General features: G+C 64.2%; 13 protein-coding genes. 6 read left to right on the forward strand and 7 right to left on the reverse strand.

All coding sequences use genetic code 11. The features are described from left to right. The first annotated feature begins 137 nt into the window (after positions 1 to 137). Positions 138 to 1,070, forward strand: coding sequence for a type I pantothenate kinase (coaA, locus tag GN300_RS01665; RefSeq protein ID WP_003945270.1), 933 nt, complete (start codon positions 138 to 140; stop codon positions 1,068 to 1,070). Positions 1,071 to 1,076: 6 nt separating this feature from the next. Here the strand turns inward: coaA and GN300_RS01670 are convergent, their stop codons facing one another. Beyond that, positions 1,077 to 1,844, reverse strand: coding sequence for an isoprenyl transferase (locus GN300_RS01670; RefSeq protein WP_003945211.1), 768 nt, complete (start codon positions 1,842 to 1,844; stop codon positions 1,077 to 1,079). A 172-nt stretch (positions 1,845 to 2,016) separates the two neighbouring features. Between GN300_RS01670 and GN300_RS01675 the strand changes: the two genes are divergently transcribed. After that, the gene (locus GN300_RS01675; RefSeq protein ID WP_058037248.1) at positions 2,017 to 2,685 is read left to right on the forward strand and encodes a hemolysin III family protein; all 669 of its coding nucleotides are present in this window, start codon (positions 2,017 to 2,019) and stop codon (positions 2,683 to 2,685) included. Here the strand turns inward: GN300_RS01675 and GN300_RS01680 are convergent. The 3 genes from GN300_RS01680 to mca are packed head-to-tail and all read right to left on the reverse strand — an operon-like array spanning position 2,652 to position 5,888. Next, positions 2,652 to 4,679, reverse strand: a complete 2,028-nt coding sequence (locus GN300_RS01680; RefSeq protein ID WP_063316810.1) for a thioredoxin domain-containing protein — start codon at positions 4,677 to 4,679, stop codon at positions 2,652 to 2,654. The two genes, GN300_RS01675 and GN300_RS01680, sit on opposite strands and share 34 nt — an antisense overlap. Positions 4,680 to 4,698: 19 nt before the next feature. Continuing rightward, complete coding sequence (locus tag GN300_RS01685) at positions 4,699 to 5,013, reverse strand: hypothetical protein (RefSeq protein WP_007726381.1); 315 nt, start codon at positions 5,011 to 5,013, stop codon at positions 4,699 to 4,701. After that, complete coding sequence (gene mca / locus GN300_RS01690; RefSeq protein ID WP_007726383.1) at positions 5,010 to 5,888, reverse strand: mycothiol conjugate amidase Mca; 879 nt, start codon at positions 5,886 to 5,888, stop codon at positions 5,010 to 5,012. The genes GN300_RS01685 and mca overlap by 4 nt, the downstream gene beginning before the upstream one ends. A gap of 279 nt (positions 5,889 to 6,167) precedes the next feature. Here mca and GN300_RS01695 point away from each other — a divergent pair, with 279 nt between their 5' ends. Beyond that, on the forward strand, positions 6,168 to 6,593 hold the full coding sequence (locus GN300_RS01695; protein WP_007726384.1) for a DUF4307 domain-containing protein: 426 nt from the start codon (positions 6,168 to 6,170) through the stop codon (positions 6,591 to 6,593). 227 nt (positions 6,594 to 6,820) lie between these two features. Continuing rightward, positions 6,821 to 7,315 (forward strand): transcription elongation factor GreA, encoded by a 495-nt coding sequence (gene greA, locus GN300_RS01700; protein ID WP_007726385.1) that lies wholly within the window; start codon positions 6,821 to 6,823, stop codon positions 7,313 to 7,315. Between the two features lie 88 nt (positions 7,316 to 7,403). Here the strand turns inward: greA and GN300_RS01705 are convergent, their stop codons facing one another. Beyond that, positions 7,404 to 8,504 carry a bifunctional lysozyme/C40 family peptidase gene (locus GN300_RS01705; protein ID WP_054782079.1) on the reverse strand — a complete coding sequence of 367 codons (1,101 nt, stop codon included), beginning with the start codon at positions 8,502 to 8,504 and terminating at the stop codon, positions 7,404 to 7,406. Positions 8,505 to 8,709: 205 nt separating this feature from the next. Here GN300_RS01705 and GN300_RS01710 point away from each other — a divergent pair, with 205 nt between their 5' ends. Next, entirely contained in the window at positions 8,710 to 8,955 is a 246-nt protein-coding gene (locus tag GN300_RS01710; RefSeq protein WP_153211881.1) for a hypothetical protein, read from the forward strand. After that, on the forward strand, positions 8,952 to 9,746 hold the full coding sequence (locus GN300_RS01715) for an FAD:protein FMN transferase (RefSeq protein ID WP_003943281.1): 795 nt from the start codon (positions 8,952 to 8,954) through the stop codon (positions 9,744 to 9,746). Before GN300_RS01710 ends, GN300_RS01715 begins: the two co-directional genes overlap by 4 nt. 6 nt (positions 9,747 to 9,752) lie before the next feature. Here the strand turns inward: GN300_RS01715 and ilvA are convergent, their stop codons facing one another. Beyond that, the gene (gene ilvA / locus GN300_RS01720; RefSeq protein WP_223304414.1) at positions 9,753 to 10,916 is read right to left on the reverse strand and encodes a threonine ammonia-lyase; all 1,164 of its coding nucleotides are present in this window, start codon (positions 10,914 to 10,916) and stop codon (positions 9,753 to 9,755) included. Between the two features lie 135 nt (positions 10,917 to 11,051). Next, complete coding sequence (locus GN300_RS01725) at positions 11,052 to 12,224, reverse strand: cystathionine gamma-synthase (RefSeq protein ID WP_003943272.1); 1,173 nt, start codon at positions 12,222 to 12,224, stop codon at positions 11,052 to 11,054. Positions 12,225 to 12,262 lie beyond the last annotated feature (38 nt).

Genomic DNA, 12,262 nt, shown 5'->3' on the forward strand with positions numbered 1-12,262 from the left:
CCCGGCGAAAGTCCCGGACGTGGCACCGAGCACAATCCGACTATGCACTCGGATCGTGCGCACACGCGCCTGGCTTGCTCGCATAGCTGTTTCGTCCGCCGGGCCCCGGGTTCACTACGTGCCGGTGAGCTGGGCTGATGGCGCGCACCAACGAATCGAGTCCCTACGTCGAGTTCGACCGCAAGCAGTGGCGGACACTGCGTAAGTCGACGCCACTGGTGTTGACCGAGGACGAGTTGTACGGCCTGCGTGGTCTCGGCGAGCAGATCGATCTCGAAGAAGTTGCCGAGGTTTATCTCCCCCTCGCACGTCTGATCCACCTGCAGGTGGCGGCACGCCAACGACTGTTCGCGGCCACCGCGACCTTCCTCGGCGAGAAGCATCCCGATCGTCAGGTGCCCTTCGTCATCGGTGTCGCCGGTTCGGTCGCGGTCGGAAAATCCACGACTGCTCGTGTGCTGCAAGCTCTCCTGGCCCGCTGGGATCACCATCCGCGCGTCGACCTCGTCACCACGGACGGATTCCTCTATCCGACCAGGGAACTCCAGCGTCGGGGCATCATGCACCGCAAGGGTTTTCCCGAAAGCTACGATCGCCGCAAGCTGTTGCGCTTCGTCACCGAAGTCAAGTCCGGGGCGGAAGAGGTAGCGGCGCCGGTCTATTCGCACACGTCGTACGACATCATCCCGGGCCAGTACCACCTGATCCGCCAGCCCGACATCCTCATCATCGAGGGCCTCAACGTCCTGCAGACCGGCCCGCGTCTGATGGTCTCCGATCTGTTCGACTTCTCGATCTACGTCGACGCCCGCATCGAGGACATCGAAGCCTGGTACATCCAGCGGTTCCTCGCGCTACGCAACACGTCGTTCGCCGATCCGAACGCTCACTTTCACCACTACTCCGGCCTCTCCGACCGTGACGCGACCATCGCGGCGAAGGAGATCTGGAACTCGATCAACCACCCGAACCTGGTGGAGAACATTCTCCCCACCCGCCCCCGCGCAACCCTGGTGCTGCGCAAGGACGCCGATCACACGATCAACCGGCTGCGACTGCGCAAGCTCTGAGACGGCTCAGGCGCCGAACCGGCGGTGGCGCGCCGCGTAATCGCGCAAGGCTCGAAGAAAGTCGACTCGACGGAATTCGGGCCAGTACGCCTCGGTGAACCAGATCTCCGAATAGGCGCTCTGCCACAACAGGAATCCGGAGAGCCGCTGCTCGCCGGAGGTGCGGATCACCAGATCCGGATCGGGCTGTCCCGACGTGTACAGATGCCCGTCGATGCCGTCGACCGTGACGGCCTGGATCAGTTCGTCGCCGCTCAGACCCGCACCGATCTTGTCGCGCAGGAGCGATTGGACGGCGTCGGCGATCTCCTGACGCCCGCCGTATCCGATCGCGACGTTGACATGTGTCCCGGTTCGGCCGCTCGTCCCCGCCGCCGCTTCCCGCAAGCGCCTGGACTGCTCGGGAGGCAGAAGATCGAGAGCCCCGACGATCTGCACACTCCAGTTCTTGCCGGGCCCGGAGATCTCTTCGACGACGTCGGTGATGATTTCGAGGAGGGTGTCGAGCTCTTCCGGCTCGCGGCGCAGGTTCTCGGTCGAGAGCAGGTAGATGGTTGCCATCTCGATTCCGGCGGCGTCGCACCACTCGAGCAATTCGGCAATTTTGAGCGCGCCCATGCGGTGCCCGTGACTGACATCGGTGAAGCCGTTCTCGCGAGCCCATCGCCGATTTCCGTCACACATCACCGCTACGTGCCGTGGGTGCGCGAGACCGTCGAGATGACTGAGGAGTCGTCGCTCGTAGATGCTGTACAGCAGTCCGCGCAGATTCACCGTGACATCACCATGGTGTCAAAGACTACGCCCGGCAGTGACAGCCACATGCGAGCGCCGTCACGCTTTTTGTACGCGTCGAAAACCCGCAGGTAGGTTATGCTACTGATGCGTAACCTACGGTACCGTAGGTTACGCGGTTGGCAACAGTACGGAACGAGAGGGGTTGCACATGACGGCATTCGGGCTCGAAGAGCTTCCGGTCAAACCACGCATGCGCGGTTGGATCCATCTGTGGGCGCTCGGTGTCTCCGTCGTCGCAGGCATCGTTCTCGTCTCCGTAGCCGGCGCTCAGGTCGGCGCCAAAGCGGCTTGGGCAACCGCGATCTACAGCGTCACGATCTGCGGCCTCTTCGGCATCAGTGCGACGTATCACCGCATCCAGTGGCAGACGGTCAAGGGCCGTACGTGGATGAAGCGTGCGGACCATTCAATGATCTTTCTCTTCATCGCCGGCAGCTACACACCGTTCGCCATGCTCGGCCTCCCGACTCACACCGGCAAGATCATCCTCGCGATCGTGTGGGCAGGCGCGCTCGCCGGCGTCGCACTCAAGATGCTCTGGCCCACCGCCCCGAAATGGGTGGGAGTCCCGCTCTACCTGCTCCTCGGTTGGGCGATCGTTCCCGTGGTCGGTGAACTGACGCACCAGGTCGGTGTGGCGCCTATGGTGCTGCTGCTCGTCGGCGGAATCTTCTACAGCGTCGGCGCAATTCTGTACGCGACGAAATGGCCAAACCCGTGGCCCACGACGTTCGGGCATCACGAGTTCTTCCACGCCGCGACGGTCGTCGCAGCGATCTGCCACTACATCGCGGTATGGCTCGTCGTGTTCAACTGACTCGCCAGTTCCACCACCGTCGTCACCGGCCGATCACACACGAATCCCCGACAGATGTACGCGGCTTCACCACCGTCGACGAGGGGTCGATCTGCAAGCAGCGGTGAAGAATCCGGGGCACCCCCGACAACCACTGCACCACCCGGCGCAAGCCGGCGGGCATCGGCCAACAGCGAACCTTCCCCGACGACGGCCACCTGTATCGGACCACGCAACGACGCTTCCGCCACCGCGAGCCAGTGCCCCGCCGACCGAGGCGCACGCTCGAGCGGCAGCGTGGCCCTCGCCAGCGCGTCCGCCGCGGCCTGGGCGTAACGAGAAGAGCGCTCGGCATCGGTCAACGCCGCTGCGGTCAACAGAGACTCCGCGACGCTCGACGCACCGGACGGCGTCGCGCCGTCCAACGGGTCTCGGGGCCGAGTCACGAGCGACTCCGCGAAATCGGCCGTGTCGAACCAGCTTCCCGGCTCGGCCGGATCAGCGAAGTGGTCGACAGTGACGTCGAGCAACTGCTGCGCCGCATCGAGCCACCGCGCCAATCCCGTTGCCTGGTATAGAGCCAGGAGGCCGGTGGCCAACATTGCGTAATCCTCGAGCACGCCCGTCGGGGCGCCGACAGCCCCGCCGAGGGAAGCGCGACGCAAGTGACCGTCCACCAGGTGAAGGTCGAGAAGAGCGCCAGCGCACTCGGCCGCCGCCGCGATCCAGTCGGGTCGGTCCAGGGCAAGTCCCGCTTCCGTCAAGGCCGTGACGGTCAACCCGTTCCAGGCCGTCACCACCTTGTCGTCGCGGCCGGGCTGTGGACGCTGAGCCCGGACGGCGCGTAGAGCGTCGGAGACCGTCTGCCAGCGCGACCAGTCGTCGGGGTCACGGAGCAACTGCAGTACCGACGCACCCTCTTCGAAGGTTCCGGTATCGGTGACCCGGAACAACTCCGAGGCCCACTGCCCGTCCTCCGCGCCGAGTACCTCGACCAGCTGCGTCGGCGTCCATACGTACGTGAGGCCTTCGACGCCGTCGGTGTCGGCATCGAGAGCCGAAGCGAAGCAACCGTTCTCGGTCAGCAGATCGGAGAGCAGGAACCTTGCGGTCTCCTCGGTGACGCGAGTGGCGAGGTCCGATCCGGTGCGCCGCGCCCAGTGCGCGTAGAACCGCAGGAGCAGCGCATTGTCGTAGAGCATCTTCTCGAAGTGCGGAACCACCCACTCGGCATCGACCGAGTACCGCGAGAAACCGCCACCCAACTGGTCGTAGATCCCGCCACGTGCCATTGCTTCGGCGGTGCGCTCGATGCCGCCGAGGATCTCGCCCGAACCCGTTCGCTCGTACTGTCGGAGCAGCCCCTCCAGTAGTGCCGACGGTGGAAACTTCGGTGCCCCACCGAATCCCCCGCGCGGGACGTCCTCGTCGCCGAGGATCGACCGACCCGCCGCGTTCAGCAGCTCGGCGTCGATGGGTGCTCCGCCGTACGGAATCCCGCCCGACGCGCGCTGAAGTTCCGTGACGATCGACTGTGCCGCGTTGTCGACCTCGTCGCGCCGATTCGTGAAGGTGTCGGCTATCGCTTCGAGAAGCTGTGTGAACGAAGGCATTCCGCCGCGAGGCGTCGGCGGGTAGTACGTGCCGCAGTAGAACGGTGAACCGTCGGGAGTCAGGAAACAGGTCATGGGCCAGCCGCCCTGGCCGGTCATCGCAACCGTCGCATTCATGTAGACGGCGTCGATGTCGGGACGTTCTTCTCGGTCCACCTTCACACAGACGAAGTTCGCGTTCATGACGGCCGCGATCTCGTCGTTCTCGAACGACTCGTGCGCCATGACGTGGCACCAGTGGCACGCCGAGTATCCGATCGAGAGGAGGATCGGCACGTTGCGCTCGCGCGCCCACTCCATCGCTTCTTCGCCCCACTGTTGCCAGTGGACCGGATTGTCGGCGTGCTGACGCAGGTAAGGGCTCGAGGACCCACCCAGGTTGTTCCGCATCCGTGGGTCCATCGCCGCTACCTCGTTCGTCTCAGGATTCTTGCTTGGGCTTCTTCTCGGTAGAGACGTTGGGTTCCGCCGGGCTCGGAGCAGTGATAGCTCCCCGGTCGGTGCCTTCGTCTGCCTGCTGATCGAGTTCGGGATGATCCGGTTCGAACGTCTCCGGCAGCTTCTTGAGCTGGCGGTTCATCGACCGAACCAGGAGGATCACACCGATGAGCAGCGCAAGAATCACCAGCAGGCCGACCGGAGACGACTTTCCGAACTCCGGGCCGGATGGGTTACTCGGGGTCTGAGCAAGAAATTGTGTGGTGCCGAGAACTACCTCGGCGGACAGAGCATTCACTTCTGAGCGTCCTCTTCGAGACCTGCGAACAGGTCGGTTTCCGGAATGGACGTGGTGACCCGCGTCTTGGCGAGCTCGAATTCCTCGGTGGGCCAGATCTTCTGCTGAATGTCGAGCGGCACAGCGAAGAACGAACCGTTGGGATCGATCTGCGTCGCGTGTGCGCGCAGAGCATCGTCACGCTGGGGAAAGTAGTCGCCGCACGTGACCTGAGTGGTCACCCGGACCATCATGTCGCCGCGTTCGGTCTTCCACTTCTTGAGCCAGTCCGCCATCGGGAACGGCTCTCCGCGACGCTCGTACTCCTCCTGGAAGAGTTCGAGGCGCTTACGGATGAATCCGTGCGAGTAGTAGACCTTCTTGATTTCCCACGGCTGACCGTCCTCGGGGAAGTACTCGGGATCGGCGGCGGCTTCGTAGGCTGCCATCGTCACCTCGTGGCACCGGATGTGATCCGGGTGCGGGTATCCGCCGTTCTCGTCGTACGTCGTGACGACGTGGGGACGGAACTCGCGAATCACCTTGACCAGAGCGCGCGTCGACTCTTCGAGCGGAACGAGGGCGAAGCACCCTTCGGGCAGCGGCGGAAGAGGGTCGCCCTCGGGAAGCCCGGAATCGACGAAACCGAGCCAGCGCTGCTTCACGCCCAGGATGCGAGCGGCCTCGGCCATCTCCTCCTGGCGAACTTCGCTGATTCGATCGCGGACACCGGGAACGTCCATGGCCGGGTTGAGAATGTCGCCACGCTCACCCCCGGTGAGCGTCAGGACCATCACTTCGTGGCCTTCGGCTGCATAACGGGCGGTGGTGGCCGCACCCTTGCTCGACTCGTCGTCGGGATGGGCATGGACGGCCATGAGCCGGAATCCGCTCACGTGTTCGTTCACCTCAACTTCACCTGTAGCCGTTGCCGGCAGTTCACCTGTAGCCGTCACCGGCAGTCTTCGAATCACACGCTGTGCACCGCTCGGATTACTCCGGGCCGTTGCCGTCAAACGTACCGACTGCCGACAAACCTACCGACGGCGCGACGGGATACGTCCTCTATAGTTCCACCCGAGAGTTCCTGGCGCAGCCGTGACCCCTTCGGTAATCCGGCGGGACACAGTCAGTTGCTGCACGACACGCGAACTCGAGTCTTCGAGAGCAGAGTGATGAGCAAACCGCTTCCCCAAGATCGGTACCCGAGCACAACTCGCACGGGCAGTCCCCGCAAGTGGATGGTGTGGGCTCTGACCGCTCTCGTCATCGTCGTAGGCGGCGGAATCGCGTACTACGCGTACGGAAAATTTGCGGTCAAGGAAATCGAGACCGAGACCATCTCGTTCGACATCGCCAACGACTCCACGGTGAAGATCCGTTTCACCGTCACACGCGACGACTCGTCGCGTGAAGCGATGTGCATCGTGCGCGCACGCTCGAAGGACGGCTCCGAAACCGGTCGACGTGAGGTCTACGTCCCGTCGTCGGAACATCAGACCCTCGAGTTCAACACCGAGGTCAAGACGTCCCAGCCGCCAGGCATGGCCGACGTCTACGGCTGCAGCTTCGACGTTCCGGAGTACCTGACCAAGAGCTGACCTCGGGACGCACCCACCCTGCCGGACGTTTGACGCCGGACAGGGCGGGTAGTCATGCGTGATAGAATTGCCCGATACACGGTTCCGGGTGGAACCGTGTATTGCTGCATTGACGCAAGGTTTGACGGCAAGGTTGCATCCCTGGTGGTGCTTCTGTGTCGTTGTTCGCTGCTGTTGCAGCGATCGTCGAGGGAGCCCCCGGCTCCGACTACTAGGGAGTGATCGAGATGACCGAGACCCAGGTGACCTGGCTTACCCAGGAATCACATGACAGGCTCAAGAACGAACTCGACCAGCTCATCGCCAATCGCCCGGTCATCGCCGCCGAGATCAACGAGCGCCGCGAAGAGGGCGACCTGAAGGAGAATGGCGGCTACCACGCTGCCCGCGAAGAGCAGGGTCAGCAGGAAGCCCGCATTCGCCAGCTCCAGGAGCTGCTGAACAGCGCAAAGGTCGGCGAGGCCCCCACTCAGTCCGGTGTCGCACTGCCCGGATCCGTAGTCAAGGTCTACTACGACGGCGACGAGAGTGACACCGAGACGTTCCTGATCGCTACCCGCGAAGAAGGCGCACGTGACGCCAAGCTCGAGGTCTACTCGCCGAACTCACCGCTGGGCGGCGCGCTGCTCGAAGCCAAGGTCGGCGACACGCGTGAGTACAACCTGCCCAACGGCAGCACCATGAAGGTCACGCTGCTGAGCGCGGAGCCTTACCACAGCTGATCGGCTGTACCAGCTCTGAAAAGAAGCGCCACCCGACTCGGTCGGGTGGCGTTTCTTGCTCTGTCGGCGCTCGCTGTTTCCTGCCCACTCACACCACGCGGCGAGCCTTCATGCCGGCGAAGATCGGGCCGACCTTCACCACGTCGCCGAACGTGGGTGCGTGAAGCATCTGACCGTTGCCGACGTAGATCGCCACGTGGCCGGGGCCGCCTGCCTGCCAGTTGCCGAACAACAGGTCACCGGGCTGCGCCTGATCCAGCGGGATCTCGACGCCGACACCCCACTGCGTCTCCGAGGTCCGGGGCAGAGTCACCCCGGTGGCCGCGTGAATCGCGTACGACGTCAGCCCCGAGCAGTCGAACCCGCCCATCGACGGCCCGTTGATGTTTCCGCCACCCCACACGTACGGCAATCCGAGAAACTTCAGACCGGCCTCGACGACGCCGCCCACCGCTGCGGCGAGGTTGTTGTAGTCGAAGGGCGCAAGCATCAGGGCGAACGAGTCCTGCAACGATTTGATCTGGGCGACGAACGGAGCGGCGACCGCCTGCTCCGCAGGAACCTCGCCCGACTTGTCTGCCGGAACGCCGCCCGCTTCGCGAACTGCGTCCGGCCCGACGTCGTAGGCAGCGAGCGCGAGGTCGACGGTATCGCCCTCGACCTCACCGGACTTCTGCCAGGACTGCGCTTGCTTCACGAGATCGCACAACCGGTATCCGGTTGTCATCACCGGATCGGCAACGCCCAGGATGTCCATCTTTCCGTCGCCGTCACCGTCCTTGCCGTATGCCGTCCACGCTGCGGTGGTGAAGCGGCCAGGCCCGCGCCCACCTTCCGGTGAGATGTCGGTATCGGGTCCGTACTTGAATCCGTTCTCGACCGAGTACAGCGAGGCGATCACCGCGGGCGTGATCTCCGAGCACAGAGCACCGGCCTTTTTGATCCACGGCGCGAACACTGCCACCGCTCCCACGGGCGCCAATGTCGCTCCCGGAAAGTTGGAGGGTACGGAAGGCACGATTCCCTCAGGTGTGTCCTGAGTTCGTGCCGGTCCGTTCCAGGCTGCAAGTGAGACTGCAGCATTCGAAGACCCGTTCTTCTCGACTTGTGCGGGCGCTCCGAGAGTTCCACTCATCACGCCCAGTGCGGTGCCGATCGACACAGCGATCGCCAGGACACCGACTGCCATCCGAACCTCCGATAAACCTCTGAAAATCCACGTACGTGGTCGTACCCGAAACTTGTCGGTGCGAACATCTACTCTTTCGAACATGCATTCGACACGGCTCAGTCTCGCGACTCCTGTAACCAATGTCTCATTTATCTCGGCGGGCGTTACGCAAATGACTACAGACGCCAAGGCTTTTCTCAGGTTCGGCGTGCAAGCTGAGTCCATGAGCGACGATCGGCCACGACCCGCCCGGGGACGCACTACGGTGTATCGACCCGTTCGCCTCGCCCTCGCAGCCACGGCTGTGGCGGGAGCACTCGCAAGCGGCGGACTTTCACTCGTTTCTTCTCCCACTGCCACGGCACTCGCGCCGGACACGTCGGCTTCTCACACCAAGAATCCCGTAGCGAAGCGGCCCGTCGTGGTCGCCGGATTCGGAACCCCGGACGCCGTCTCCAACGGTTCGTGAGTACTCCGCGCTCGGCCTCCGAGTGGCTCACGTGGGGGGTTCAGGCCCGGGTCGTCGTCACCGACCCTGAAGTCCTTCCCTCCGCGGCCAGCCTGGTTCGCGGGTACCTCACCGCTGCCGACGCCGCCACCAATCGAGATCGTGCCGACTCCGAGATTCGTACCTATGTCAGCGCCGCGAGCAACGTCGACGGCGTCGCCGTGACCCCGATGTTCGCGCACTTCCTCGAAGACGCGTTGGCTGTCGCACGACTGACCGACGGCAAACTCACGCCGACGGCCGGGTCGGCAGACCCTCACTCCTGGTGGAAGATTCGCGTCGAGAACAACCGCGTGTACAGCCCGGACGACGTCGTTCTCGATCTGTCCGCGACGGCCCGCGCCAGTTCAGCGGACCACTGTGCCGCGTCCACTGCGACTCTTCTCGGGTGTGGCGTGCTGGTCGGCCTCGGCGGGGACATCGCGGTTGCCGGCCCGGCGCCGGAAGACGGCTGGCAGATTCAGGTGCAAGACCTGCCCGGCGACCCGACCTGCCAGGTAGCACTTCCGTCCGACTGCGGGATCGCCACGGCCAGCACCGTCAAGCCACTGCACCGCGAATCGACGGCGACGCCGATGTGGCGCACGGTGTCGGTGATTGCATCCTCCTGCGCCCAGGCCGCCGCATTCAGTCGGGTTGCGGTCGGCATGGGCGGTTCGGCCATCGACTGGCTACATCAACTCGACGTACCCGCCAGGCTGGTCGACCAGGAGTACCGCGTGACGGTTCTGGGCGGCTGGCCTGACGAGTAACTCGCCTCAGTTCTGCAGTCGTACTGCGTAACCGGCGCGGTCGAAGGCCGTCAGAAGTTCCGCCTTGTTGTCCGGACCACGCGTCTCGACGGTGAGGAAGACTTCCACTTCGTCGAGTGCAAGTTCGCCACCGGTACGGGAATGGATGACATCGACCACGCTGGCGCCGTTCGCTCGAACCACTTCGAGCAACGAGACCAGTGCGCCCGGCCGATCGTCGATGGTGATGTGAACTCCGAGGAACCGTCCGGCCGCTCGCAGACCGTGCGAGATGACGTGCGTGAGAAGTAGCGGATCGATGTTGCCGCCGGAAAGCACGGCGCACACCGGCCCTGTCAGTCCCAGCTCCTCCGGAGTACAGGTCATCAAGGCCGCGACGGCCGCGACGCCGGCCGGTTCGACGATGAGCTTGGCGCGTTCGAGGCACAGCAGGAGCGCTTTGGACAGCGCTTCCTCGCTGACCGTCACCACGGCGTCGACATGGGCGGCAACTTCGGCGAACGGAACCTCGCCCGGGCAGCCAACGGCGATACCGTCTGCCATCGTGGACATCGACGCCAAGGCGGTCGGCTTCCCGGCTGCCAACGACGCCGGCCAGGCAGCCGCGGTCTCGGCCTGCACTCCGACGATGCGGACCTGCGGGCGTACAGCTTTGACGGCTGCAGCCACTCCCGCGATCAAACCGCCGCCGCCGGTGGGAACGAGGATCGTGCCGACCTCAGGCAGTTGCTCGAGGATTTCGAGCCCCACAGTCCCCTGCCCCGCCACGACGTCCTCGTGGTCGAACGGGTGGACCAGAACTGCTCCGGTTCGGTCCGCGAATTCGCGAGCGGCCACGAGCGCTTCGTCGACAGTCGAACCGTGCAGGTGGACCTGAGCTCCATATGCCTTGGTGGCCACCAACTTCGGCAGCGGCGCACCCGTCGGCATGAAGACGGTCGACTTGATTCCCAATTCTGTTGCAGACCAGGCAACTCCCTGCGCATGGTTACCGGCACTGGCCGCCACCACGCCCGCTGCCCGTTCCTCTGCGGAAAGATTGGCAATGCGGTTGTACGCACCGCGCGGTTTGAAAGAGCCGGTGCGCTGCAGGTTTTCACATTTCAAGCTCACGGCGAAGCCGGTGGTTTCGGACAACACTCGCGAGGCCACGACCGGGGTGCGTCGCATGACCGGGGCGAGCAGTTGCTGTGCAGCCTTTATCTGTTCGAGATTCACGCATGCCTCCAGAAAGTGCGCCTCCACACCCTCGTGAGGTGTGAAGGCGCACTGCAGATTCGAAGTCGAATTACTGTAGAGCGAAGATCAGGACAGCGCTTGCTCGATGTCGCCGACCAGATCGGAGGCGTCTTCGATGCCGACCGACAGGCGAACCAGATCGTCGGGAACCTCGAGAGCGGAACCGGCCGTCGAGGCGTGGGTCATCGCACCGGGGAATTCGATGAGGGATTCGACTCCGCCGAGAGATTCTGCCAGCGTGAAGATCTCGGTGCGCGAGCACAGGTCGAGAGCTGCCGCCTTGCCGCCCTTGAGGCGGACGGAGATCATGCCGCCGAAGCGTCGCATCTGCTTGGCCGCGACCTTGTGCGACGGATGCGAAGCCAGTCCGGGGTAGATGACGCCGGCAACCGCGGGGTGGCCGTCGAGCAATTCGACGACCTTCTCCGCGTTGTCACTGTGACGCTCCATGCGCAGCGCCAGTGTCTTGATTCCGCGCAACGTCAGGAACGCGTCGAACGGGCCGGGAACGCCGCCGGATCCGTTCTGCAGGAAGGCAAACGCGGTGTCCAGTTCTTCGTCGTTGCAGACGAGAGCGCCACCGACCACGTCGGAGTGTCCGCCGATGTACTTGGTCGTGGAGTGCAGCGCGATGTCGGCACCGAGCTGCAGCGGCTGCTGCAGGTACGGCGAGGCGAAGGTGTTGTCCACCACGATCTTTGCGTTGCCCTCGTGGGCGACCTCGGCAAGGAGCTCGATGTCACCGATATTGAGCAGCGGGTTCGTGGGCGTCTCGACCCAGACCAGCTTGGTGTTGGACTTCATCGCCGCGCGCACCGCATCGACGTCGGACACCGGAGCCGGGGTGTACTCGATCCCCCACTGCGTGAAGACCTTGTCGATGAGGCGGAAGGTTCCGCCGTACGCGTCGTCGGGGATGACCAGGTGATCGCCCGGTCGAAGTACCGAACGGAGCAGGCAGTCGGTGGCCGCCATTCCCGAACTGAACGCTCGGCCGTAGGTTCCGGATTCGAGCGCTGCGAGGTTCGCCTCGAGTGGGCGACGGGTGGGGTTACCCGTTCGCGCGTACTCGAAGCCACTGCGCATTCCACCGACGCCGTCCTGGGCGAAGGTGGAACTCGCGTAGATCGGCACGTTGACCGCACCGGTCAGCGGATCGGGTTCGTAACCCGCATGCACCGCTTTCGTGGAGAAACCCTGCCAGCTGATGTTGTCGGCCTTGCTGCGTTGCTCACTCATGGTCCCCAGCCTAATGGCGCCGGTGCCGGCGCAGGAAT

The organism is Rhodococcus sp. Ni2 (assembly GCF_021352185.1).
Classification (GTDB): domain Bacteria; phylum Actinomycetota; class Actinomycetes; order Mycobacteriales; family Mycobacteriaceae; genus Rhodococcus_F; species Rhodococcus_F qingshengii.

Excerpts from the sequence above, each read along its gene's own strand:
- coaA (WP_003945270.1), top strand. The coding sequence starts at position 138 with ATGGCGCGCACCAACGAATCGAGTCCCTACGTCGAGTTCGACCGCAAG.
- GN300_RS01675 (WP_058037248.1), top strand. The coding sequence starts at position 2,017 with ATGACGGCATTCGGGCTCGAAGAGCTTCCGGTCAAACCACGCATGCGC.
- GN300_RS01680 (WP_063316810.1), bottom strand. The coding sequence starts at position 4,679 with ATGGACCCACGGATGCGGAACAACCTGGGTGGGTCCTCGAGCCCTTAC.
- GN300_RS01695 (WP_007726384.1), top strand. The coding sequence starts at position 6,168 with ATGAGCAAACCGCTTCCCCAAGATCGGTACCCGAGCACAACTCGCACG.
- greA (WP_007726385.1), top strand. The coding sequence starts at position 6,821 with ATGACCGAGACCCAGGTGACCTGGCTTACCCAGGAATCACATGACAGG.
- GN300_RS01705 (WP_054782079.1), bottom strand. The coding sequence starts at position 8,504 with ATGGCAGTCGGTGTCCTGGCGATCGCTGTGTCGATCGGCACCGCACTG.
- GN300_RS01710 (WP_153211881.1), top strand. The coding sequence starts at position 8,710 with ATGAGCGACGATCGGCCACGACCCGCCCGGGGACGCACTACGGTGTAT.
- ilvA (WP_223304414.1), bottom strand. The coding sequence starts at position 10,916 with ATGCGACGCACCCCGGTCGTGGCCTCGCGAGTGTTGTCCGAAACCACC.
- GN300_RS01725 (WP_003943272.1), bottom strand. The coding sequence starts at position 12,224 with ATGAGTGAGCAACGCAGCAAGGCCGACAACATCAGCTGGCAGGGTTTC.